Below are 23,207 nucleotides of genomic sequence, written 5' to 3' on the forward strand. Positions count from 1 at the left end.
GCACGGAACGTCGATTTCTTCACGCCTCTTTGACGGGCGCGCGGCCCGGCCGTCAAAGAGGCGCTCACCCTCTGTCAGATACGCGTCAGGCCGGGGTGGTGGGCCCTCGGGAGGTCCACCGCGGCGGGCATGGGCTTCCCCGGCGCCTCGGGAGCAGCGAGGCGGACGGTCAGCGGACGGTGGCGGCGTCGGTGCCGGCGGGCGCGGCGACGCGTACGGGCGCGGCTGTCTTCTCCAGCACCTCGTCCGCGGTGACTCCGGGGGCGCTCTCCACCAGCACCAGGCCGTCCGGTGTGATGTCGAGGACGCCGAGGTCGGTGATGACGCGGTGGACGCATGCCTTGCCGGTGAGCGGCAGGGTGCAGTCGGTGACGATCTTGGGGTTGCCGTCCTTGGCGGTGTGCTCCATCAGCACGATGACGCGGCGGGCGCCGTGGACGAGGTCCATCGCGCCACCCATGCCCTTGATCATCTTGCCGGGGATCATCCAGTTGGCGAGGTCGCCCGAGGCCGACACCTGCATGGCGCCGAGGACGGCGGTGTCGATATGGCCGCCGCGGATCATGCCGAACGAGAGGGGAGAGTCGAAGAAGGACGCTCCGGGCAGCACGGTGACGGTCTCCTTGCCCGCGTTGATCAGGTCCGGATCGATGTCGGTCTCGTACGGGTAGGGCCCGGTGCCGAGGATGCCGTTCTCCGAGTGGAGGACGACGTGAACGCCCTGTGGGAGATGGCTAGGAATCAGGGTGGGCAGGCCGATGCCGAGGTTGACGTAGGAGCCGTGGTGAAGTTCGGCGGCCGCGCGGGCGGCCATGTCGTCGCGGGTCCAGCTCATGAGCGTACGGTCCTCTTCTCTGTCTGCTTGTCGATGGCCTGAGCCGGGGTGAGCGCGAGGACGCGCTGCACGAAGATGCCGGGCACGTGCACCCGGTCTGGATCGAGCGTGCCCGGGTCGACGAGCTCTTCGACCTCGGCGATGGTGATCCGCCCCGCCATCGCGGCCGGCGGGTTGAAGTTGGCGGCGGCCTTGCGGAAGACGAGGTTGCCGTGCCGGTCACCGCGCCAGGCCCGGACGAGCGCGAAGTCGGTGGTGATGCCGTGCTCCAGGACGCAACAGCGGCCGTCGAAGTCCCGTACCTCCTTCGAGGGCGACGCCACCGCGACGCTGCCGTCGGGCGCGTACCGCCAGGGCAGGCCGCCCTCGGCCACCTGTGTGCCCACGCCCGACGGAGTGTAGAACGCCGGGATGCCGCAGCCGCCCGCCCTTAGCCGCTCCGCGAGCGTGCCCTGCGGGACGAGCTCCACCTCCAGCTCCCCGGACAGGTACTGGCGGGCGAACTCCTTGTTCTCCCCCACGTACGAGCCGGTCACGCGCGCGATGCGCCCGTCGGCCAGCAGCACTCCCAGGCCCCGGCCGTCGACCCCGCAGTTGTTGGACACGACCTTCAGACCGGTGGCGCCCTGGGCGTGCAGCGCCTGGATCAGTACCTCCGGTACGCCGCTGAGGCCGAAGCCGCCGACGGCGAGGGACGCGCCGTCCCGGATGTCGGCGACCGCCTCGGCGGCGCTCGCACAGACTTTGTCCATGGGTGTCGCAGTGTCCTTTCAGGGTTGCTGTCGCTGAAGCGCGTCGGAGAGGGATTTGGCACCGCCGTGGGCGGTGTGGCCGCCGTCGACGGGGATCTCGGCGCCGCTGATGAACGACGCGGCGTCCGACAGGAGGAACACCACGAGGGGTGTGATCTCGTCGACGGTGCCGGTACGGCCGAGCGGCGTCTCGCGTATCTGCGCCTCGCGGAAGGCGGGGGCGGCCGAGGCGGTCATCTCGGTCTCGATGAAGCCGGGATGGATCGTGTTGACGCGGATGCCACGTGGGCCGAGTTCCGTGCAGGCGGTCTTCGACAGTCCGCGCAGGGCCCATTTGGAGGCGGTGTACGCGACCGGGTAGTGGCCGGTGAGGGCCGCGGCGGAGCCGACGTTCACGATCGACGAGCCCGGTGGCATCAGGGGCGCGAGGTGCTGGATGCCGAGGAGCGGGCCGGTGACATTGACCGCGTGGACGCGGGCGAAGTCGTCGGCGGTGACCTCGTCGAGGCGGGCGCGCCAGGTGACGCCGGCGTTGTTGACCAGGCCATGGATGTGGCCGTGCCGGGTGCGCAGTTCGGCGGCGAGGGCGGCCCAGTCCGTTTCGCTGGTGACGTCGAGGCGGCGGCAGCCGGGGGCGTGGGTCACGTCGGTGGCGACGACGGTGGCGCCCGCCTCCGCCAGGGCCTCGGCCTCGGCGGCGCCTTGGCCCCGGGCGGCGCCGGTGACGACCACGACCTTGCCGGTGAGTGATGTCACGGGCGGGCCCGGGGACGTTTGCGGGCGGTGGGCAGCGGGATCGGGTCCGCGCCGGGTACGACGGTGTTGGAGACGGTGCCGATGCCTTCGACGGTGAGCGTGACGGTGTCGCCGGGACGCAGCGGCGGCGGTGTCTGTCCGCCTCGTACGCCCCAGAGTTCGGCGAGGGAGCCGCCGTTTCCGCAGGTGCCCGAGCCGAGGACGTCACCGGGCATGACATACGTACCGCGCGAGGCGTACGCGACCATCTCCTCGAAGGTCCAGCTCATGTTGGACAGCAGGTCCTTGCCGACCACCTCGCCGTTCACCTCGGCGGTCAGAGCCAGGCGCAGGAAGCCGTCGGTGTCGCGGTAGGGCTCCAGTTCGTCGGCCGTGACGAGGACGGGGCCGAGTGTGGTGGCGCTGTCCTTGCCCTTGCAGGGCCCGAGGCCCACCGTCATCTCGACGGACTGGAGGTCACGGGCCGACCAGTCGTTGAAGATCGTGTACCCGATGATGTGGTCGCGCGCCTGCTCGGGGGTGAGATCACGGCCCTCGCGCCCGATGACGGCGGCCACTTCGAGCTCGAAGTCCAGCACCGACGAGCCGGGCGGCATCGGCACGTCGTCGTACGGGCCGATGACCGCGTACGGGTTGGTGAAGTAGAAGGTCGGAGCCTCGTACCACTGGTCCGGCACGCCGGCGGTGCCGTCGACGGAGCGGCGTACACCCTCCACGTGCTCCTCGAAGGCGACGAAGTCCCGTACGGCCGGTGGCTGGAGAGGCGGAAGCAGTGTCACGTCCCGCAGCTGCGGTCCGGCGGGTACGTCAAGAGTCGCGGCGCCCGCTTCACGGAGACGGCCCGTGCGGAGCAGGTCGAGGAGCGAGTCGTGGCCGGGGACGGGGTAGAGGTGGCCGTCGTCCTCGACGACGCCGAGACGCCGGCGGCCGAGATGTTCGTAGCTGGCGAAGCGCATGAGGGACTCCAGGGGTTGGGGGGCCGGGGGCGCGGCGGGCAGTCAGGGCGTTGACATGGGGTGCCGCGCCCCCGGGGTTCAGGGCGGGGTCAGACCGGCGGGGCGACGAACACGCCGCGGTCGACGTCGTTGAAGGACTCCTTCGCCACCAGCTCGTTCATCGGGTTGGCGGTTCCCCACTGGTCGGTGACCTCGGGCTGGGAGAAGTCGTAGACGTGCGGGTGCCAGGTGTCCTCGTCCAGCTCTTCCAGCTCGGTGGTGTACTCGACGGTGTTGCCGTGCGGGTCGAGGAAGTACGTGAAGGTGTTGTCGCCCGCCATGTGCCGTCCCGGGCCCCAGATCTTGCGGAACCCGGCGCGCATTACCCGGCCGGAGCCGCGCATGTACTCGTCGATGCCGCGCATCTCGAAGGAAACGTGGTGCAGGGAGGTGTGCGGGCCCTGGGCGATGGCCATGGAGTGGTGCTGGGAGCTGATCCGCATGAAGTGCATGACCTCGCCCATGTGCGGGGAGCTGAGGGTGTCGCTCAGCGCGAAGCCGAGGAACTGCTCGTACCAGGCCCTGGTCCGGTTCAGGTCCGGGGAGTTGAGCACGACGTGGGAGAGGCGGACCGGGATCGCTTCCTTCTCCTCTACCCGGCGGTGCCGGCGGGCCTCGACGTCGGCGGAGACCTCGATGGTGCGGCCGTCGACGTCGAAGAAGCGGAAGCCGTAACCGCCGCCCGGGGTGTCGACCTTCCCCGGCCGGGAGATCAGCTGGACGCCTCCGGCGAGGAGCCGTTCGGCGAGGGTGTCGACGTCGGCCGGGGAGGCGGCGCCGTACGAGACCAGGTCGAGGCGCTTCTCGTCGGCCTTGCGCAGCCGGACGACGTAACTCTCGGGCGAGCCCTCGGCGGCGAGGAAGGAGATGCCGGAGTCCTCGGCGACCTTGGTCAGGCCCCAGACACCCGCGTAGAAGTCGAGCTGCTTGTCGTAGTCGGGCACGGCGAGGTCGACGTGCCGCAGATGGGTGAGCAGACGCATGTCAGTCCTTCCGGAGGATCGGGCGGAGGAGGGCCGCGGCGTTGGCTCCGCGTACGGCGTGGAAGTCGGCATCGGGCAGTCCGGCGGCGCGCAGGGCGCCCACCGGATCGTCGGTGCCCATGTCGAAGGGGAAGTCGGAGCCCAGCAGGACGCGGTCCGGCCCGGCCACGCGCACCAGCTCCCGCAGGACGGCCGGGTCGTGCACCAGCGAGTCGAACCACAGGCGCTTCAGGTAGCTGCTCGGCTCCTGCGCGCAGCCGCGCGCGTCGGGGCGGGCACGCCAGGCGTGATCGGAGCGGCCGATGTGGGTGGGGAGATAGCCGCCCCCGTGCGCGGCTATCAGCTTCAGGCCCGGGTGCCGGTCGAGGACGCCCGAGAAGATCAGGTGGGAGAGGGCGACGGCGTTCTCGGTGGGCTGGCCGACGGTGTTGGACAGGTACCAGCGGTCGAGGCGCTCGTCGAGGGTGCAGCCGAAGGGGTGCAGGAAGACGACCGCTCCGGTGTCGGCGGCGCGGGCCCACAGCGGTTCGTACGCCGGGTCGGACAGTTCGCGGCCGGGGGCGTGGGAGGAGATCTCGATGCCCACCAGGCCCTGGTCGAGGGCGTGTTCGAGGGCCTCGGCGGCGAGCTTCGGGTGCTGGAGCGGGGCCAGGCCGAGGCCGTACAGCCGCTCCGGCGCCTGGGCGCAGTGCGCGGCGGTGCCGGTGTTGGCCAACTCGTAGACGGCTCGGGCGAGTTCCTCGTCGGCCCAGTAGTGGTAGTGCGACGGGGAGGGGGAGACGAGCTGGATGTCGACCCCCGCCGCGTCCATGGCGGCCAGCCGCTCGGTCGCGTCCGTGAGCAGCGGGATACGGCTGCGGACCATGGGGCCGTTGACGGCCAGGGCCTCGCGGCCGTTGCGGCGGGCGTCGAGGGCGCGGGCCCCGTCCAGGGCGGGGTGTCCGGCCACGGCCTGGTCCACCTGTGGGAGCAGGAGGTGGGCGTGGACGTCGACGGTGGGGGAGGTGGTCACGGCTGCTCCTTGAGGGCCGTCATCGTGCGCCCGATCAGCCCGGGCACGTCCGCGTCGCGTACCCCGTCCAGCAGCCACTGGCCGAGCTGCACCGAGGCGTCGACGACCGTCCGTACGCGGGGCAGGCGGCGGGCGTGGTAGTCGGTGAACAGCCGGTCGTCCCAGTCGGCGCGGGTGGTCAGCAGCTCGGCCAGGACCGAGACGTCCTCCAGGGACATGGCGGCGCCCTGCGCGAGGGTCGGGGGGCAGCAGTGCGCCGCGTCGCCGACGAGCACGACCCGGCCCCGGTGCCACGGCCCCTCGACCAGCAGCCGGTCGAACCAGGTGTAGTTGACCTGTGCGGAGTCGGTGATCGAGGCCCCGATCTCCTCCCACGCCCCTCCGTATCCGGCGGCCAGGGCCCGCATCTCCTCGGCGTACGCGGACGGGGACAGGGTGGCGCGGTCGCGGTTGCGCTCCACCAGATAGGCGTAGACGGTGTCCTCGCTCGTCGGGCAGTACCCGGCGATGAAACAAGGGCCGCCGTAGGCGATCTCGGTGCGTTCCACGTGCCGGGGGCGGGGCGCGGGGGTGCGCCAGATCGCCATGCCGGTGGGTGTGGGCCTGTCCTCCATGCCGACCAGCGAGCGGGTGGTGGAGTTCAGGCCGTCCGCGGCGACCACCAGGTCGTAGCGGCCTTCGCCGCCGTCCGAGAAGCGGACGTCGACGCCGCCCTCGTCCTGGTGCAGGGAGGTGACGGTCGTGCCGAGCCGGACCTGGGCGCCGGAGGCCCGTACCGCGTCGATGAGGAGGCGTTGCAGTTGGGGGCGCCGCATGCCGACGGTGGCCGGCAGGTCGTCGCCGCCGGTGCGGATGTCCTTCTGTACGTGCAGGACGGTGCCGTCGCCGGCGATGATGCCGAGCTCGTGGAAGGGGAATCCGAGGTCGCGGACCTGGTCCCAGACGCCGATCTCGCGCAGGACGCGCAGGGCGTTGCCCTGGAGGGTGATGCCGGAGCCCGCGGTGGCGTTCCAGTCGGCCTTGGCCTCGACCAGGTCGACGGCGACGCCGGCGCGTCTGAGCAGGACGGTGAGGCCGTTTCCGGCGGTGCCTCCGCCGACGACGAGGACGGTACGGGTGTGGCTCATGTTCGGGTTCCTCCCCTGGCTGGGTGGCTACTTCACGGCGATCGGGTTGACCGGTGAGCCGACGGCTCCGGTGACGGGCAGGGGGGCGGCGGTGAGCCAGAACTCGTACACGCCGTCGTGGGCGCAGTCCTCGGCGAGCGCGTCCGGGTCCCACATCTCGCCGATGAGCAGGCCCATGTTGGGGATGGCGACCTGGTGCAGCGGCTGGAAGGCGTGGTCGAACTCGTTGGGCCGGACCTCGAAGCCCCACGTGTCGGTGGCGATCGCGGCGATCTCCGTGCGGTGCAGCCAGCTCGCGGTGGTGAAGGACAGGCCGGGTGACGCGCCGCCCGCGTACTCGCCCCAGCCCTCGCGGCGGGCGCGGGTGAGCCGTCCGGTGCGTACGACGACGATGTCACCCCGGCCCACCCGCAGGCCGTGCGCCTCGGCGGTGGCGGTCAGGTGCTGCTCGGTGATGGCGAACCCGTCGGGCAGTTCGCCGTTCTCGCCGATGACCCGGCCGACGTCGAGGAGTACGCCGCGCCCGGCGACGTACGGGGCCATGTGCTCGATGCCGGTGACCTGGTCGCCGTCGGAGGTGACCGTCTTCGCGGCGTCCCGGCCGTTCCACGCCTTGCCGTGGTCGAAGATGTGCCCGAGCCCGTCCCACTGGGTGGAGCACTGCAGCGGCATGGCGATCACGTCGTCGGCGCCGCCCAGGCCGTGCGGGAAGCCCTGGTTGCCGAGGGCCGCGTCCGTACCGGTGTCCAGCATCGTGTGCACCGGGTTGGTGCGGCGGCGCCAGCCCTTCTGCGGGCCGTCCATGTCGAACCGCTGCGACAGGGAGAAGCTCGCCCCTCGGCGTACGAGCGCGGCGCCCTCGCGACGCTTGCCCTCGTCCAGGAAGTTGAGCGTGCCCAGCACGTCGTCCGCGCCCCAACGCCCCCAGTTGGAGTACGCCTTGGCGGCCTCGGCTATCGCGCCCTCGGGATCGGTGCGGTCGATCACGACGCCTCCTCAGCGACGCAGCGGGTGCGCTGCGTACCGAGTCCGGTGATCGTGCCCTCCATGACGTCGCCGTCCCGCAACAGTCGGCCCCAGTGCATGCCGTTGCCGGCCGGGCTGCCTGTCAGCACCAGGTCGCCGGGCAGGAGCCGAGCGGTCTGGGAGGCGTACGAGATCAGGCGCGCGACACCGAAGATCATGTCCTTCGTGGACTCGTCCTGCATGGTCTCGCCGTTCAGCTTCAGCGTGACGTGGAGGTCGGCGGGGTTGGCGAGGGACTCGGCCGGGACCAGGTAGGGGCCGAGCGGGGTGAAGCCGGGGGCGTTCTTGGAGCGCAGCCAGTCGGTGCCGATGGCGGGCATGTCCCGGCGGAAGACGGAGGCGCGGTCGGTCAGGTCGTTGGCGATGGTGTAGCCGGCGACGTGCTCCAGCGCCTCCTCGACCGGGACCCGGTAGGCGGGCTTGGAGATGACGGCTGCCAGCTCCAGCTCCCAGTCCGGCTTCTCGCACCAGTCGGGCAGGACCACGTCGTCGTACGGACCGGTGATCGCGCTGGGCAGTCCGATGAACACGTAGGGGAGGTCCTCGGCGGCGCGCCGGTCCATGATCTCCGCGATCTCGGCCCGTGCCTCGCCCTCCGTGCGCGGGTCGTCGGGCGAACGGTGCGCCATCTCCAGGTCGATGACGTGCTGCCGGTAGTTGGCGCCGGACTGGAAGACCTGCCGCGGCTCGACCGGGGCGTGCACATGCAGCTCGTCGAGCGGTCGCCGCTCCCCCGATCGGGAGGCGGCGAGGTCGCGCAGGCGTGGCAGCAGGGTGTCCCAGTGCTCCAGGAGCGTGACGACGGTCAGGTCCGGGTCGTCCAGCGCCGCGCGCAGGTCGAGCACCTCGCCCTCGGGCGCGACCAGGCCCGGGTAGGCGGGGGTGCCGGATCCGCGGACGGAGAACGTACCGAGGGCGAAGGGACCGGAGAAGAGGGCGGCAGATGCTGCGGGTTTCACGAAGATGTCCTCCCGATTGCGATGGGACTAATCTGGCCCGGGCACTATGGATAAGGGAAATAGATTCGCTGGATGCATCCCATCCATGCCGTGGATGTACGGCGACCATCGCACCTGGGGAAGCACGCACCATGAACCTGGCCAGCCTGGACCTCAACCTCGTCATTGCTCTGCGGGCCCTTCTCGAGGAGCGCAGCGTCACGCGTGCCGGGCAGCGCGTCGGGCTGAGCCAGCCCGCCATGAGCGCCGCCCTGGCCCGGTTGCGCCGTCACTTCGACGACGACCTGCTCTCCCGCATCGGCAGCCGGTACGAACTCACCGCCCTGGGGCAGGTCCTCCTGGACCGCAGCGCCACCGCCTGCGATCTGCTGGAACGCGTCTTCACCAGTCAGGCCGACTTCGATCCGGCCCATGAGGCCCACACGTTCACCCTCATCGCCTCCGACTACGCCGTGGCGGTCTTCGGCGCCGAGCTGGCCCGCACGATCCACGCCGAGGCCCCGGGCATCCGTCTGCGCTTCCAGCAGACGCCCACGGACGTCACCGAGAACACCGGGACGCTGCTGAGCACGGTCGACGGACTGTTCATGCCACACGGCGTCATCAGCGGCTTCCCCACGGTCGAGCTGTACGGCGACCGCTGGGTCTTCCTCGTCTCGGAGGACCATCCCGACGTGGGCGAACGGCTTGCGCTCGACGACCTGCGCCGTCTGCCGTGGGTGACGTACCAGCGCACGTACGACGCGCCCGCGGTCCGGCAGCTCGGCATGCTGGGCATCGAACCGAGGACGGAGGTCTCCGTCGACAGCTTCCAGGCGCTGCCCTGGCTCGTCGCCGGGACCCGCCGCATCGCCCTCATCCAGGAACTCCTCGCCGACCGGCTGCGTGGCGTGGCTCCCGTACGCGTAATGGAGTGCCCCTACGAAGCCGTACCCGTGCAGGAGGCCCTGTGGTGGCATCCCGTGCACACGCACGACGCCGCCCACATCTGGCTCCGCGAGACAGCCCAGCGGGTCGCGCTGTCCGCGTTCTCGTCCCCGGCTCATCCACGGCCCGAATGACGCTCATCAGGGATATCGATGGAGCAGGGGCTAGGCGGCACTGACGGCCTCGCCCATAGTCGTGGCAGTTGCCGAGGCCCGCTCCTTGACGGGCCGTTTCCCCGAGGTCCGTGGCGTTGCGTGTCCTGGTCGAGGGGAGGCCGTCTTCCTCCTGTCGCCGCCATGTGGAGCCTCGTATGCCCGAACCGGTTTCCCCCTCCCCGTCCCCCGCCCCGTCCGCCGTCGTGGACGCCGACACGCCGGGCGCCGACACTCCGGGCGCCGCGGCGCCTTCCGGTGCGGCGCATCGGCTGCGCGTAACGCTGCTGATGGCCGGCAGCTGTCTGCCGATCCTGGGCGCGGTCCTCATCGCTCCGGTGCTGCCGAGGATGCAGGACCACTTCGACGGTGTGGCCGGTGCGAAAGCGCTGGTTCCCGTCGCACTGACGATCCCGGCCCTCGCGCTCGCCCTGCTCGCCCCTTTCGCCGGCGTGATCGTGGACCGGCTGGGCCGCAAACGGCTGCTGGTCGTCGCGACCGTGCTGTACGCCGTCTTCGGCACCGCCCCGCTGTGGCTCGATTCCCTTGGGGCGATCGTCGCGAGCCGGGCGCTGGTCGGTGTCGTCGAAGCGGCGATCATGACCTGCTGTACCACGCTGATCGGCGACTACTACAGCGGGCGCACGCGTGATCGCTACCTCGCTCTGCAGACGATGTGCGCCTCCGCCTCCGCGACGGCCTTCTTCGTACTCGGCGGAGTGGTGGGTTCGGCCGGCTGGCGGGCCCCGTTCTGGATCTACGCCGTCAGCCTGCTGATCGCTCCCGCCATGGCCGCCTTCCTTCCCAGGCCGAAGTCCGGCGGTGAGGCGGCTTCCGCCGGTGCGTCGCAGCGGCCGGCTCCGTTTCCTGCACGGCGGCTGGCGGGGATCTGCGGGCTGACCGTCTTCGGCGCCATGGTCTTCTACACCGTTCCGGTCGAAATGGCCTATCTGATGGACGACTTGGGGGTGGAATCCACGGGTGTCATCGGGGCGGCCACCGCGATCGCGAGCGCCGCGACCGTGACCGGCTCCCTCGCCTTCACCAGGTTCTCCGGCACACCGGCGCGCAGGCTCCCCGCCGTATTCGCGCTGTGCGCGGCCGGGTTCGTGGTGATGGCCCTCGCCGGCAACCCCGCTGTTCTGGTCGTCGGGGCCGTCCTCAACTGCCTCGGTACAGGCATCCTCCTGCCCTCCCTTCTCACCCTGGCCATGTCCAAGCTCGATTACGCGGACCGCGGCCGAGGCACTGGACTGTGGCTGGCCGCCTTCTTCGGGGGCGAGTTCGTGTGCCCGCTCGTACTGCTGGCCCTGGAGGGCGTCGTAGGCAGCCTGGCCGCGGCCGTCGGCGTCCTCGGCCTCACCTCGGCGGCAGTGGGCGGCGCGCTGCTGCTCTTCGTCCGTCGCGGGGCGGCGGCCGCGGGGAGTGCCCCGCAGACGTAGCCGGTCCGCTCGGCACGTCCCTCGTACCCAGCAGGTCCCTCATGTCCAGCGAGCAAGGAGTGTGTCCACTGTGTGTGATGTCGTCGCGCGGGTCCTCGGCCAAGGCGATGCCCTTCCGGAGTCCGGCCGCCGCCGGTTCCTGCAAGCCCTCGGAGCCACCGCGGCCGCGGGCGGACTGGTGGCGGCGGGCGCGCAGCATGCCGCGGCGCGATCCGTACAGCACCGCCCCGGAGCCGACGGGCACCGGACCCGGCTGGTGCTCCTGGGGACCGCGGGCGGGCCGGCCTGGATCGACGGAGCCCGGTGCGGCGTCTCCAGCGCCGTGGTCCACCGGGGCCGGGTCCACCTCGTGGACCTGGGGGCGGGTGCGCAGCAGCGCCTCGTGCAGAGCGGCCTCGGCGGGCGCAGCGGCCTCGGCTCCTCACTGTCGGCCGTGCGGGCCGTCTTCCTGACCCACCTGCACAGCGACCACGTCACCGACTGGCCCGCTCTCTACGCGACCGGGCCGATGAACATCGTGGGACGCGCCCTGCCCCCGATCGAGGTGTTCGGACCGGGAGACCGCGGCATCCTGCCGCGGGTGTTCCCCCCGGGCAGGCCCGCGCCGCCGGTGTTCAACCCCGAGGACCCCACACCGGGGATCTCCGCCATGACCGGCTACCTGCGGAAGGCGTTCGCGAACGACTTCAACGACCGGGCGCGGGACTCCAACTTCACCGGCCCGGACAGGCTGTTCTCCGTACACGACATCGACCTGACCGGCATCTGGGACATCGACCCGCAGGGCAAGCCGCCCAGGCTCAGGGCTCCCATCCCGGTGTGGGAGGACGACGATGTCCGGGTGACGGCCACGCTGGTCGACCACCACCCCACGGCACCCGCCTTCGCCTACCGGTTCGACACCCCGGACGGCTCGGTCGTGTTCTCCGGGGACACCGGCGTCAGTGACAACCTCATCGACCTTGCGCAGGACGCCGACTATCTGGTCCACGAGGTCATCGACCCCGTGTTCGTCGACCGGCTCGTCTCGACCCTGCCGGCGGAGATCGGCGATCCGCTGCGCGAGCACCTGCTCGCCGCCCATACGACCATCGAGCAGGTGGGCCGCGACGTGGCGGAGCCGGCCGGAGCCAGGAACCTGGTGCTCAACCACCTCGTTCCCGGCAACAACGCCACCCGCCGCTGGAAGGCGGCGCAGCGCGGCTACTCCGGCCGGCTCATCGTCGGCGAGGACCTGCTTCAGCTGCCCGTGGGCGGATCCTGACCGTCCTCAGTGTGGGGCAGCGGTCTGCGGGTTCCGTCGTACGCCGACCGAGGCGAGGACGGCACCGGCCACGCACAGTACGCCGGTGACGAGGGCGGCGGTGTGGACTCCGTTGACGAACGCCTGGCCGCTGCCCTCGACCACCGCGGCCTTGAGCCGCACGGGCATGTCGCCGCTGACCGGCGCGACGCCCATCGCCACCGCGTCCTTGGCCCCGTACAACCGCTCGGCCACGGGCGCGGGCACCCCGGCACCGGCCAGCTCGCCGGTCAGGGTGGAGCCGACCCGGCTGCTGATGAGGGAGACGAGTACGGAGGTGCCGAGCGCCCCGCCGACCTGGAGTGCCGTGGCCTGGAGGCCGCCCGCCACTCCGGCGTCCTTGACGGGCGCGTTGCCCACGATCGCGTCGGAGGAGGCGCCATCACCATGCCGAGGCCGAGGGCGATGAACGGCGGCCACATCGCGGCGTACGAGGAGTGCACGCCCCAGCCGAGCATCGCGAAGGACGCGGCACCCTGGAGCACCATGCCGAGCGGCATCGTCAGCCGGGCGCCGAACTTCTCGGTGAGCTTGGCGTCGCCCAGCGGTGAGGCGACGACGGAGGCGAGGCTGAGCGGCAGGGTGCGCACACCGGCCTCGACGGGAGTGAAGCCTCGTACGTTCTGGAGGTACAGCATCACGAAGAAGATCACACCGAGGAGGACGAAGAAGTTGACCGCGGTGATGATCGTGCCGATGGTCAGCGCCGGGCTGCGGAACAGCCGCATCGGGAGGAGAGGGTGCTCGACACGTGTCTCGCACCAGCCGAACACCAGCAGGATCACGATGGCGACGGCGAGCGTGCCCAGCGTCGAGCCCGAACTCCAGCCCCACGTCTCGCCCTTGACCACGCCGAAGACGACGACGAGCAGACCGACCGCCAGCAGGACGACACCGGGGACGTCGAAGCGGTGCCGGCCGCCGGAGTTCTTGCTCTGCGGCAGCGCGAGCGCGCTGAAGACGAGCGCGAGGACGCCGATCGGGGCGTTGATGTAGAAGACGGACTCCCGGGTGACGTGCTCGACGAGCAGCCCGCCGACGATGGGGCCGAGCGCGGTGGACACGGACGACACCATGGCCCAGATGCCGACCGCCAGGCCGAACTTCTCCGGCGGGAACACCGCCCGCAGCAGCCCGAGGGGGTTGGGCATCAACAGGGCGCCGAAAAAGCCCTGGACGGCGCGGAAGGCGATGACGCCCTCGATGGAGCCCGCCAGGCCGATGGCGACAGAGGCGAGGGTGAAGCCGGCGACGCCGATCAGGTAGTAGCTGCGCCGCCCGAAGCGGTCACCGAGCTTGCCGCCGAGGATCAGCGCGGCGGCCAGGGCGCGGCCACCTGCCCACGTGCAGCGGCGGGCGCTGTCCGGCTGCGACGGCCGCTCCGGTGCGTCAGCGGCGGACATAGCTGCCGGACGGCTCGCCCACCACGGCGCCGTCGCGGTAGGCGACGCGGCCGCCGACGATGGTGGTGACCGGCGAGCCGCGCAGCTCCACTCCGTCGAACGGGCAGTGGTCCTGGCCGGACAGCGGGAGGTCCGCGGACACGGTCTGCCGCTTGTCGGGATCGGCCACGACGATGGCCGCGTCGGCGCCGGCGTGGCCGGGTCGGCGACGCTACGACGGAACGGTCGCGCCGGAGTGCGACTCGTCCGGCTCGGGTTCCTGCAGCGGCTCGCCGAGCTGCTCGCGCAGGTAGTTCCAGACCACCGCGAGCAGCGCGGCCACCGGTACCGCGAGCAGGCTGCCCACGATGCCGGCCAGGCTGCCGCCCAGGGTGACCGCCAGGAGGACCACCGCCGCGTGCAGGCCGAGCCCGCGGCTCTGGATCATGGGTTGGAACACGTTGCCCTCGAGCTGCTGCACCACGACGATGATCGCCAGCACGATCAGCGCGTCCGTCAGACCGTTCGAGACCAGGGCGATGAGCACCGCGACCAGACCGGCGAAGAGGGCCCCGACGATCGGCACGAACGCGGACACGAAGGTGAGTACCGCGAGCGGCAGCACCAGCGGGACCTCCAGGACCCACAGACCGATGCCGATGAGAACGGCGTCGAGCAGACCGACGAACGCCTGGGAGCGCACGAACGCGCCGAGGGTCTCCCAGCAGCGGGCGGCCACGACCGGGACGTCCGTGGCGAGGCGACCGGGGAGCTGGCGGGTCAGCCATGGCAGGAACCGCGGGCCGTCCTTGAGGAAGAAGAACATCAGGAAGAGCGCCAGGACGGCGGTCACGACGCCGTTGACCACGGTGCTCACCCCGGTGACCACCGCGGTGACCATGCTGCCGATGCTGTCCTGGACACGGGCGACGGCCGTGTCCAAGGTACCGGTGATCTGGGCGTCGCCGATGTTCAACGGCGGCCCGGCGGCCCACTCGCGCAGCCTTTGAATGCCCTCGACCACGCCGTCGGCCAGCTCGCCGGACTGCGACGCCACCGGAACCGCGATCAGCGCCACGATGCCCGTGACCACGAGCAGGAACAGCACCGTCACCACCGACGCGGCCAGGGCCGCCGGCCACCCGCGGCGACGCAGGAAGCGGGCCAGGGGCCAGGTCAGTGTGGTGAGGAGCAAGCCCACTATGAGAGGCCAGACGACCGACCACATCCGCCCCAGCAGCCATAGGGCCGCCGAAGCCGCCAGGAGGACCAACAGCAATTCGACGGAGACACGTGCCGATGTGCGCAGCGCGGCGGCGGTTTTCGCGGAACTCAACCAAGCAGGCATGGCAGCACCTTATGTACTCCCGACGCGCCCTGCGGAACCCGCGCCGGCCTGCCCGGCCGCCGGAGCCGATGTGGGGCCTCCCGCTGCGGAAGGCCCCACATCACCGCGCCGGGATCCCCGGAGGCGTTGGCAGCGACAGTCGCAACCGCTGGCCGCCTCCCGCCGGGGCCCGGCAGGTGAGGTCCTTGGCCGGCAGCCTGCCGGTGGTCGGGTAGACCGTGGTGGTCTTGTCTGCGCAGGGCTTGGAACCGTAGATGCCGTGGCCCTCTCCCCTCAAGGAACACCATGCGCGAGCCCTTCATGGCCCGGCGCAGGCCCTGCCCGCTGGTCAGCGGGGTCTGGGAGTCCCACTCGTTGTGCAGGATGAGCGCGCCGACCTTGTTGTCCACCGTGGTGGCGGGCTCGCTGCCGTTCTCCCAGAACGCACACGGCTTGATGTGGGACGCGAAGTCGCCGTACAGCGGGTACCTGACCTTGCCGCGGATCGCGTCGCGGCGGTACTGCTCGGGGTCACGCGGCCATGCCCGGGTGTCGGCACACACGACGGCCCAGAAGCTCGCGTCCCCGTTGTCCGCCGGGACGGCGCGGGCGAACGCCGGCGGTACGGGGCTCGGCGACGAGCCGCGGTCCGGTGACGGGGCCGGCTTCTCGCCCGAGGCGGCCTTCTTCAGCTCGGCGGCCCTCTCGGCAGCGCTCTGCACGTAGAAGAAGACGGCCCGCTCTGCGCGGATGTCGTCACCGGTCATGGAAGTCCCGTCGAGGTCTATGGGCTTGCGGTCGGCTCGGGCGACCAGGTCCCAGAACCTCTTGCGGACCCTTGCCGGGGTGTCGCCCAGCCGGTACGTGGGGTGGCGCTGGGCGGTCCACTCGCTCCACCGCGTGAACGCGGGCTCCCGCTCCCTCTGCCCACCTGGATCATGCCCCGCCAGACGCGCTGGGGGTCGACGGCGCTGTCCAGTACGAGCCGGTCGGCCCGCCGGGGAACATCTGCGTGCAGACGGCTCCGAGGTAGGTTCCGTACGAGTACCCCAGGTAGGAGATCGTCTTCTCGCCCAGCACACCGCGGATGACGTCCATGCCGCGGGCCGTGTGCGGGTGGTGAGGTGGGGCAGAGCTGCCCCGCCCTTGGCCCGGCACTTGTCGGCCACCGTACGGGCCCACTTCACGTCCTTGGCGTACGTTGCGGCCTTGTACGGCCGCTGCCAGTCCCGTTCGTCGTCGGTCAGACCGCAGCCGACCGGCGTACTCCGGCCGACGCCCCGCGGATCGAAGCCGATGAGGTCGTTGCTTCTTCACGGCGGCGGGAAGCTCGGGCCCCAGGTACAGGGGCATGTCCAGGCCCTGTCCGCCAGGGCCTCCGGGGTTGAGCAGCGGCACACCGCGACGTTCTTCGGCGCTGCTCGCCTTCATCCGCGACACCGCGAGGTCGATCTGCTTGCCGCCGGGACGGCTCTAGTCGAGCGGGACCTTGAGGGTTGCGCATGGGAAAGCGGAGGGGCTCTGCGCATCACAGCGCTTCCAGCGGGGCTTCTGCTGCATACGTGAGTCCCGGCCTCCCCGGCGCCGCTGGTCACGACAGACAGATGCAGAACTCGTTGCCCTCGGGGTCCTGCCAGACCTGCCAGAGGTCCTCGTGCATCTCCCCCACCGCCGTGGCCCCCAGCGCCGCAGCACGGGCGACGGCCTCGGCGAAGTCGTCGGCGACCACGTCCACATGGACGCGGTTCTTGACGGTCTTGGGCTCCGTGACGCGCTGGAGGGCGAAGCCGCAGCCGAGACTGATCCAGTCCTCCTCACGACGGGTGATCTCCAGATCGAGCAACCCGCTCCAGAAGCGGGCAAGGCGATCGGGGTCCTTGGCGTCGATGACGATGCCGCTGAGGCGAATACCCATGCTGCGTACCTCGTGGTGGTGACGGACGACCAGGGCCGGACGTGCAGAGTATCGACGGCAGCGGAAGCGTGGCGTTCCGAAGTGGTCTTCGCCGACCGCTTCGTCGTTGAGGGCGCCCGACCTCGACGTCGAGGGCCACGACGCGTGGCGCGGCACAGTGTCACTCGCCGTGCGAGCAACTGTTCCGCCGGGTCGGGTTCGGTTTCCCTGACCAGGCCGACGGCGCTGCGGTGCAGGGCAGTGGGGTCGGTGATCCGCACCCGCGCCGCGTAGTGCGGTGAACGAAGCCATGAGGGGCGACCCAATGGCACACTTGTGCTCTCGGAGTGGTTGAGTACCTCTGGAGGGGGAGATCGTCTTGGATCCTGCTGTCGCGGCCGTCGCCGCCACCGCCGCGACCACGCTCGTCACCGCGATGACGACGGACGCGTGGGGGCACACCAAACAGGGCTTCATCCGCCTGCTCGGGCTGGGCCGAGCCGACGAAGGCACGGGTGCCGAGGCGGAGTTGGAACAGGCACGTGAAACCGTTCTCACCGCCTACGAGCGGGGCGACGAGTCGGCCCTGGGCGCGGCGCACGACGCCTGGGCGGCCCGGCTCGGGGCGGCCCTTGAGGCGAATGCCGACCGCTCGGCCGAGTACGAGGGGCTGTTGCGCGAGCTGATCGTCGGGCAGCCCGGCGCCGACGGTGAGATCCGCGCCCTCGGGGCGGCGCTGCGCAGGACGGGGACCGGGGGCGTCTACAGCCAGGTGATCCACAACGGTGGGGCGGGCGCGCAGGGTCCGGGGGCCGGCGTGACCGTCAACAACCACCATTATGCGCCCGGTGGTTCGCCGGCCCAGGCACCGATCGGTGAATCTTGACCGAGCCGCGCTACGAACAGCACCTCGCCGCCGGCGCGGCGGCGGCACAGGGCCCGAACGCGACCGCGACCGTCAACCACTACTACGGGACGCGGCTGCCCACGATCGAGGCGTTACCCGCCCCGGCCGCCCCGGACACCGCATGGCTGATGGCTCAGCCGAGCCGTCTCCTCGACGCGCGTAACCACGTCGTCCCCTTCATCGGGCGGGAGACCGAGCTTGAGCGGCTAGGGCAGTGGCGGGAGGCGCAGGACGCGCGGCTTTCGGTGCTGCTGCTCCACGCTCCCGGCGGCGCGGGCAAGACCCGGCTCGCCATGGAGTTCGCCGAACGATCCCGGAGCCCGGGCCTGCCGGCGGCCGAGCGGTGGCAGGTCCTGCAGGCGGGTTTCCGGGGCGGAGGATCGCCCCCGGGCCACGTGGCCGCCTCGCCCGCAGAGGGGGCCGGTGTGCTGCTCGTCGTCGACTACGCCGACCGCTGGGCGCACAGCGAGTTGGAACGCCTGCTCTCCGAACCCGTCCTGCACCAGCAGCGGCCCACACGTGTCCTCCTGATCGGCCGCACGGTCCGCTGGTTCGCGGCCCTTCGAGGTGAGCTCGCCGACCGCCGCGCCGCCACCGGCGACCTGCTCCTTCCCTCCCTGGACGCGGACCGGCCGCGGATGTTCACCGCCGCTCGGGACCGCTTCGGAGCAAGCGACTTGTACGACCTGCCGGACACGGCGAGCGTCGAACCGCCCGCTTCCCTGGACCGCCGTGACTTCGGCCTGACGCTGAACCTGCACATGGCCGCCCTGGTCTCCGTCGACGCCCACACGCGCGGTGAGCGGCTGTCCCTCGCGGAGCCGCACGAGCTGTCGGCGTACCTCCTGGACCGCGAATACCGGGCATGGCAGCGGCTGTTCGACGCCGGTGGGCACGGGCAGGACTACCGAACCCGGCCCGCGGTCATGGCCAAGGCGGTGTTCACCGCCGCACTCACCGGTGCGGTGAGCCACGACACCGGGACGCGGGCGCTGCGCACCCTCGATCTGCCGGGCCATCCGCAGGAACTCCTCCTCGACCACCGGTTCTGCTACCCGCCCTCCGACCGCGAACTGGTGCTGGAGCCGCTCTACCCCGACCGGCTCGCCGAGGACTTCCTCGGCCTGCTCACCCCCGGGCACGACATCAGCGCGTACGACCCGGACCCGTGGGCGAGCGGTGTCCCGGCCGCCCTGCTGGACGGTGAGCTGAAGCCCACCGTGGCCCCGCGGGCCGTGACGTTCCTGGCGTCCGCCGCCGACCGATGGGCCCATATCGGCGAGCGGGTGCTCTACCCCTTGCTGCGCGCCGAACCCGGCCTCGCGATCGCCGCCGGCAGCCCTGCCCTGACCGCGCTCGCCGCTCTCGCCGACGCGGGCGGCGCGGGCGGCGCTGCCGAGGGGGACCTCGACCCCTCCCTGCTCGCGATCCTGGAGGCCGTCGAAGCGGAGCTGCCCTCGGGCCGCCACGCGGATCTCGACAGCGGAATCCTGGCCGTCGTCGAGACCCTGATCGCGCACCGTCTGGCCGTGACCACGGACCTCGGTCAACGCGCCTGGCTGTACGGTACGTTGGCGTGGCGCCGGGCCAACGCCGGCCGCCGGGAGCAGGCGGTCGCCCCCGCCGAGGAGGCCGTGCGCCTGCACCGTGAGCTCGCCAAGAGCGACCCCGGCCACCTTCCTCAGCTGGCGAACTCCCTCAGCGTGTTCGGCGACCGGCTGTCCGCCGCGGGCCGCTGGGAGGAGGCACTGTTCGTCGCCGAGGAATCCGTGGCGATCAGCCGCCGTCTGGCCGACGCCGACCGCGCCGCTCACCAGGACCGCCTGGCGGGCTCGCTGGCGGGGCTCGGCAACCGGCTTTCCCGGCACGGCCGCCCCGAGGAGGCCCTGGCCGTCACGCAGGAGGCGGCCGAGCTGTACCGGCGCCTGGCCGCCGCCGACCCCGTGTACCGGCCCGACCTGGCCGGGCTGCTCAACAACCTGGGGCTGCGCCTGATCGACGCGGGCCGCATCGATGAGGGCCTTGCCGCCAGTGAGGAGGCGGTCGGGCTGTACCGGCGCCTGGCCGCTGCCGACCCTGATGCCGAGCGGCACCACTTCGCCATGTCGCTCGCCAACCTCGGGGTCGCGCTGCGTGCTTCGGGCCGCTCCGAGGAGGGCCTTGAGGTCACGGAGGTGGCCACCGACCTGTACCGGCAGCTGGCAGCCGCCAACCCCGCCGCCCACCAACCGGACCTGACGACCGCGCTGATCAGCCTCGGGGCCTTCCTCGCGGACGTGGGCCGCGGGGAGGAGGCCCTCGCCCCGGCCGAGGAGGCCGTGGTCATCCAGCGGCAGTTGGCTGACACCGACTTCGCCGCCCACCGCCACGATCTGGCCAAGGTACTGAACAACCTCGGCACCCGGCTCCTTGCCCTGGGCCATGAGGAGCGGGCCCTGGCAGTCACGCGGGAAGCCGACGACCTGTACCGGCAGCTGGCACTCGCCCACCCCACGGTCGACCTCCCCGAGCACGCGGACGTACGCCATCGGCTGGCACAGGCCCCGAGCAGGATCCGGGAGGAGGCGCTGGCAGCCACGCGTGAAGCGACCGAGCTGTACCGGCAGCTGGAAGTGACGTCCTCCGGTGCCGAGCTCTCAGATCTCGCGTCGTCATTGGGTAAGGCCGGCCAGACCCTGGCCCGCCTCGGGCGTTTCGAGGAAGCCGTCATCGCCGTGGAGCGGGCCGCGGCCGTCCACGTCGAGACCGGTGACCGCCGTCGCGCGGCCGAACTGCTCCTCGAATCGGGCCACGCCGTGATGGGCATGGGGCGCTCCAAGGACGCGGCCGCCCTCTTCGACGGGGCCGCCGGCCATTTCCGCCGGACCGGTGACCGCAGCCTGGAAGGCGCCGCGCTGACCAACCTCGGCACCGCACTGGCCGACGACGGCCGCCCCGACGCGGCCGTCGCCGCCTGTGAACGGGCCGCGGCCATCTTCCGGGGCGCCTCCGAGCGGCTTCTCGAGATCGCGATGCTCACCAACCTGAGCAATGCGCTGACGGCCGCGAAGCGGTTCGCCGAAGCCGCCGACGTCAGCCGGCGTGCCTCCGCTCTCTCCGACGGGACCGGCGGCGGCCGCCGTGAAGGCCTACCACTCCACAACCTCGGCAACGCCCTCCTCAGCCAGGGGCGGTACGAGGAGTCCCTCGTCCCCACGCGGCAGGCCGCGGCCATCTACCGCGAGAACGGCGACCGCCGCCGCGAAGCCGACTCCCTCAGCAACCTGGCGGACGCCCTGTACGAGACCGACCGGCTCGACGAGGCGATCACCGCCTACCAGCGTTCGGCCGCGCTCTTCCACGAGACCGGCGAGCGCGGCAAGGAAGGCCGGGTGCTCAGCCGGCTCGGCACCACCCTGGTGCGCACGCGGCGCTACGACGAGGCCGTCACCGCCACACTGCAGGCCGCCGCGGCCTTCCGCGAGCTCGGCGACCGCACCGGTGAGGCCATGGCGCTGATCAACCTCGGCAACGCCTGCACGGAAACGAGCCGTTACGCGGAGGCCGCCACCGCCTGCGGGAAGGCCGCCGCGCTCCTGCGGGAGACCGGTGACCACGAGCGCGAGGCCCATGCGCTGGCCAACCGCAGTGAGGCCCTGGCCAGAGTGGGGCGGTTCGAGGAAGCCGTCACCGCCTGCGAACAGGCCGCCGCCGGTTACCGCAAGGCGGGCAACCGCGAACGCGAGCGCGTGCTGCTGCACAGCCTCGGCACCCATCTCTTCCAGGCGCACCGGTCCGCCGAAGCGATCACCGCGTACCAGCAGGAGCTGCGGATCTGCCGGGAGATCGGCGACCGCGACGGCGAGCGGACGGTGTTGCACAGCCTCTCCCTCGTCCTCGTGTACGAGGGCCGGTACGCGGAGGCCCTGCCCGTCTGCGAGCAGGCCGTAGCCGGCTACCGCGAGGCCGGCGACCGGGGCCGCGAGGGCGAACTGCTCGACCGGCTCGGGTCCGTGCTGGTGGAGCTGGGGCGCGTCCAGGAGTCCGTCGCCGCCCGCGAGCAGGCCGTCACCGCGTTCCGTGCCGCGGGTGACGCACGCGGCGAAGGTACGGCGTGGAGCGGACTCGGTGAGTCATTGGTCCGGTTGGGGCGGTACGCGGAGGCCATCACCGCCGGCCGGCACGCCGCCCGGATCCACCGGCGGTCCGGCGACCGCCCCCGGGAGGCCCACGCCCTCACCATCGTCGGCCGCGGCCTGGAGGGTCGGGGAGAGCCGAAGAAGGCCATCACCGTCTGCACACAGGCCGCCGAGATCTTCCACGAGACCGGCGACGGCCGCGGCGAGGCGGAAGCGCTGGTCCGTCTCGGCGACGCCCTCTCCTCGGCGGGCCGGCAGGCGGAGTCCGTCGCCGTCGTGCAGCGGGCCGCCGTCCGTTACCGGGAGTCGGGCGACCCACGTGGCGAGGGCTTGGCCCTCTACCGCCTGGGCGAGGCGTTCATGGACGAGGGCCGGTTCGAGGAGGCCATCGCCACGTACACGCGCGCTGCCGCTCTCTTCAGGGAACTCGACCTCGCCGACCTGGAGGGATCCGCACTCCTCAACCTGTGCCGTGCCCTGCGGGCACTGGACCGGAACGAAGAGGCCGTCACCGCCTACCGGCGGGCTGCCACCGTCTACCCCCGAACGGACGACCGCGACCGGGAGTCCCAGGTCCACTTCCACCTCGCCCACCTGCTGGAGAAGATGGGCCGGTCCGCGGACGCCGTCCCCGCCTACCGGCGCGCCGCGGAGCTGTTCCGCGCCGGACAGGACCGCGCCAACGAAGGCCAGGCGCTGTTCCGGCTCGGCGTGGTGACGGTGGAACTCCGGCGGTACGAGGACTCCGTCCCCGCTTTCGAGCGGTATCTGGAGATCTGCCGGGAGACCGCGGACGGTCAAGGAGAGGGCACGGCACTGCTCCTCCTCGGCGGCCTGCTGGTGGATGTCGGGCGGTACGAGGAGGCCGTCACCGTCAACCAACAGGCAGCCGACCACTTCCGCGACTCCGGCAGCCCCGACGCGGCGAACCTGGCCTTGAGCCACCGGCGGAAGGCACTTCGCGCACTGGGGCGCGGTGACGGGTAGGCATGGGCGGCCTGGGACGGGGTGAGCGTGCCGTCCTCGACCGTGCAGTCGTCGTTCAGGAAGCTCCGGCGGCGCATCCATGGTGGACGCGCGCACTCCTGCGCCCAGAACTATGGCGTCCCGCCACATACGCCGCTGACCCGCCCCTTCCTACGGTGTGGCGACACGGAAACGTCCCCACCCGGTCTCGGGCCGCCGCGGTCCGGCATCCGCCCGAGGCGACAAACTCAAGCTGCCCTCATGCCGGATGACCACCGCCACCGCGTCCGGGGCGTACCCCTTCCTCGCCGAGGGCGGACTCGGGGCCGAGGGCATCTACATCG

Annotated in this window: 19 protein-coding genes and 2 pseudogenes; 5 read left to right on the forward strand and 16 right to left on the reverse strand. The window is 71.6% G+C overall.

Going from position 1 to position 23,207, the window contains the following annotated elements; all coding sequences use genetic code 11:
• Nucleotides 1-169: 169 nt before the first annotated feature.
• The 9 genes from BKD26_RS05725 to BKD26_RS05765 all read right to left on the reverse strand — a co-directional run bounded on the left by BKD26_RS05725 (nt 170) and on the right by BKD26_RS05765 (nt 8,445).
• Nucleotides 170-835: a CoA transferase subunit B gene (locus tag BKD26_RS05725; protein ID WP_084896450.1), complete on the reverse strand. Its 666-nt coding sequence runs from the start codon at nt 833-835 to the stop codon at nt 170-172.
• On the reverse strand, nt 832-1,587 hold the full coding sequence (locus BKD26_RS05730) for a CoA transferase subunit A (protein ID WP_084896452.1): 756 nt from the start codon (nt 1,585-1,587) through the stop codon (nt 832-834). The genes BKD26_RS05725 and BKD26_RS05730 overlap by 4 nt, the downstream gene beginning before the upstream one ends.
• A gap of 18 nt (nt 1,588-1,605) precedes the next feature.
• Nucleotides 1,606-2,343, reverse strand: a complete 738-nt coding sequence (locus BKD26_RS05735; RefSeq protein ID WP_084896454.1) for an SDR family oxidoreductase — start codon at nt 2,341-2,343, stop codon at nt 1,606-1,608.
• Entirely contained in the window at nt 2,340-3,299 is a 960-nt protein-coding gene (locus tag BKD26_RS05740) for a fumarylacetoacetate hydrolase family protein (protein ID WP_084896456.1), read from the reverse strand. Before BKD26_RS05740 ends, BKD26_RS05735 begins: the two co-directional genes overlap by 4 nt.
• 89 nt (nt 3,300-3,388) lie before the next feature.
• Nucleotides 3,389-4,321 carry a VOC family protein gene (locus BKD26_RS05745; RefSeq protein ID WP_084896458.1) on the reverse strand — a complete coding sequence of 311 codons (933 nt, stop codon included), beginning with the start codon at nt 4,319-4,321 and terminating at the stop codon, nt 3,389-3,391.
• A 1-nt stretch (nt 4,322) separates the two neighbouring features.
• Nucleotides 4,323-5,333 carry an amidohydrolase family protein gene (locus tag BKD26_RS05750; protein ID WP_084896460.1) on the reverse strand — a complete coding sequence of 337 codons (1,011 nt, stop codon included), beginning with the start codon at nt 5,331-5,333 and terminating at the stop codon, nt 4,323-4,325.
• On the reverse strand, nt 5,330-6,460 hold the full coding sequence (locus tag BKD26_RS05755; protein ID WP_084896461.1) for an FAD-dependent oxidoreductase: 1,131 nt from the start codon (nt 6,458-6,460) through the stop codon (nt 5,330-5,332). The genes BKD26_RS05750 and BKD26_RS05755 overlap by 4 nt, the downstream gene beginning before the upstream one ends.
• Nucleotides 6,461-6,487: 27 nt before the next feature.
• Entirely contained in the window at nt 6,488-7,447 is a 960-nt protein-coding gene (locus BKD26_RS05760) for a cyclase family protein (protein ID WP_084896463.1), read from the reverse strand.
• A complete protein-coding gene (locus BKD26_RS05765) occupies nt 7,444-8,445 on the reverse strand; it encodes a fumarylacetoacetate hydrolase family protein (RefSeq protein WP_179166432.1) in 1,002 nt (333 codons plus the stop codon). The genes BKD26_RS05760 and BKD26_RS05765 overlap by 4 nt, the downstream gene beginning before the upstream one ends.
• Nucleotides 8,446-8,576: 131 nt before the next feature.
• Between BKD26_RS05765 and BKD26_RS05770 the strand changes: the two genes are divergently transcribed.
• The 3 genes from BKD26_RS05770 to BKD26_RS05780 all read left to right on the forward strand — a co-directional run bounded on the left by BKD26_RS05770 (nt 8,577) and on the right by BKD26_RS05780 (nt 12,230).
• Entirely contained in the window at nt 8,577-9,506 is a 930-nt protein-coding gene (locus BKD26_RS05770) for a LysR family transcriptional regulator (RefSeq protein ID WP_084896467.1), read from the forward strand.
• A 176-nt stretch (nt 9,507-9,682) separates the two neighbouring features.
• A complete protein-coding gene (locus BKD26_RS05775) occupies nt 9,683-10,966 on the forward strand; it encodes an MFS transporter (RefSeq protein WP_084896469.1) in 1,284 nt (427 codons plus the stop codon).
• Nucleotides 10,967-11,036: 70 nt separating this feature from the next.
• Nucleotides 11,037-12,230 (forward strand): MBL fold metallo-hydrolase, encoded by a 1,194-nt coding sequence (locus BKD26_RS05780; RefSeq protein ID WP_084896471.1) that lies wholly within the window; start codon nt 11,037-11,039, stop codon nt 12,228-12,230.
• Nucleotides 12,231-12,236: 6 nt separating this feature from the next.
• Here the strand turns inward: BKD26_RS05780 and BKD26_RS05785 are convergent.
• The 7 genes and pseudogenes from BKD26_RS05785 to BKD26_RS05805 form a co-directional block, all read right to left on the reverse strand.
• Nucleotides 12,237-13,597, reverse strand: a pseudogene (locus BKD26_RS05785) (MFS transporter); the annotation flags it as partial.
• A 61-nt stretch (nt 13,598-13,658) separates the two neighbouring features.
• Nucleotides 13,659-13,841, reverse strand: coding sequence for a hypothetical protein (locus BKD26_RS05790; protein ID WP_084896473.1), 183 nt, complete (start codon nt 13,839-13,841; stop codon nt 13,659-13,661).
• A gap of 42 nt (nt 13,842-13,883) precedes the next feature.
• Nucleotides 13,884-14,999: an AI-2E family transporter gene (locus BKD26_RS05795; protein ID WP_084896475.1), complete on the reverse strand. Its 1,116-nt coding sequence runs from the start codon at nt 14,997-14,999 to the stop codon at nt 13,884-13,886.
• A 100-nt stretch (nt 15,000-15,099) separates the two neighbouring features.
• A complete protein-coding gene (locus tag BKD26_RS42220) occupies nt 15,100-15,276 on the reverse strand; it encodes an alpha/beta hydrolase (RefSeq protein ID WP_347104413.1) in 177 nt (58 codons plus the stop codon).
• A gap of 46 nt (nt 15,277-15,322) precedes the next feature.
• Nucleotides 15,323-15,745: pseudogene (locus BKD26_RS42225) on the reverse strand (alpha/beta hydrolase); the annotation flags it as partial.
• 169 nt (nt 15,746-15,914) lie between these two features.
• The gene (locus BKD26_RS42230; protein ID WP_347104308.1) at nt 15,915-16,076 is read right to left on the reverse strand and encodes a hypothetical protein; all 162 of its coding nucleotides are present in this window, start codon (nt 16,074-16,076) and stop codon (nt 15,915-15,917) included.
• A 493-nt stretch (nt 16,077-16,569) separates the two neighbouring features.
• The gene (locus tag BKD26_RS05805; protein WP_084896476.1) at nt 16,570-16,893 is read right to left on the reverse strand and encodes a VOC family protein; all 324 of its coding nucleotides are present in this window, start codon (nt 16,891-16,893) and stop codon (nt 16,570-16,572) included.
• 358 nt (nt 16,894-17,251) lie between these two features.
• Between BKD26_RS05805 and BKD26_RS05810 the strand changes: the two genes are divergently transcribed.
• Together BKD26_RS05810 and BKD26_RS05815 are read left to right on the forward strand one after the other, a co-directional pair.
• Nucleotides 17,252-17,758, forward strand: a complete 507-nt coding sequence (locus tag BKD26_RS05810; RefSeq protein ID WP_084896478.1) for a hypothetical protein — start codon at nt 17,252-17,254, stop codon at nt 17,756-17,758.
• Nucleotides 17,755-22,884 carry a tetratricopeptide repeat protein gene (locus BKD26_RS05815; RefSeq protein WP_084896480.1) on the forward strand — a complete coding sequence of 1,710 codons (5,130 nt, stop codon included), beginning with the start codon at nt 17,755-17,757 and terminating at the stop codon, nt 22,882-22,884. Before BKD26_RS05810 ends, BKD26_RS05815 begins: the two co-directional genes overlap by 4 nt.
• Nucleotides 22,885-23,207: the final 323 nt, after the last annotated feature.

Source organism: Streptomyces sp. CB03238 (genome assembly GCF_002099185.1).
Classification (GTDB): Bacteria; Actinomycetota; Actinomycetes; order Streptomycetales; family Streptomycetaceae; genus Streptomyces.

Bases quoted from the DNA above. Each gene is read 5' to 3' on its own strand.
- BKD26_RS05740 (WP_084896456.1), bottom strand. From the start codon at position 3,299: ATGCGCTTCGCCAGCTACGAACATCTCGGCCGCCGGCGTCTCGGCGTC.
- BKD26_RS05795 (WP_084896475.1), bottom strand. From the start codon at position 14,999: ATGCCTGCTTGGTTGAGTTCCGCGAAAACCGCCGCCGCGCTGCGCACA.
- BKD26_RS05730 (WP_084896452.1), bottom strand. From the start codon at position 1,587: ATGGACAAAGTCTGTGCGAGCGCCGCCGAGGCGGTCGCCGACATCCGG.
- BKD26_RS05805 (WP_084896476.1), bottom strand. From the start codon at position 16,893: ATGGGTATTCGCCTCAGCGGCATCGTCATCGACGCCAAGGACCCCGAT.
- BKD26_RS05745 (WP_084896458.1), bottom strand. From the start codon at position 4,321: ATGCGTCTGCTCACCCATCTGCGGCACGTCGACCTCGCCGTGCCCGAC.
- BKD26_RS42230 (WP_347104308.1), bottom strand. From the start codon at position 16,076: ATGGACGTCATCCGCGGTGTGCTGGGCGAGAAGACGATCTCCTACCTG.
- BKD26_RS05755 (WP_084896461.1), bottom strand. From the start codon at position 6,460: ATGAGCCACACCCGTACCGTCCTCGTCGTCGGCGGAGGCACCGCCGGA.
- BKD26_RS05725 (WP_084896450.1), bottom strand. From the start codon at position 835: ATGAGCTGGACCCGCGACGACATGGCCGCCCGCGCGGCCGCCGAACTT.
- BKD26_RS05770 (WP_084896467.1), top strand. From the start codon at position 8,577: ATGAACCTGGCCAGCCTGGACCTCAACCTCGTCATTGCTCTGCGGGCC.
- BKD26_RS05775 (WP_084896469.1), top strand. From the start codon at position 9,683: ATGCCCGAACCGGTTTCCCCCTCCCCGTCCCCCGCCCCGTCCGCCGTC.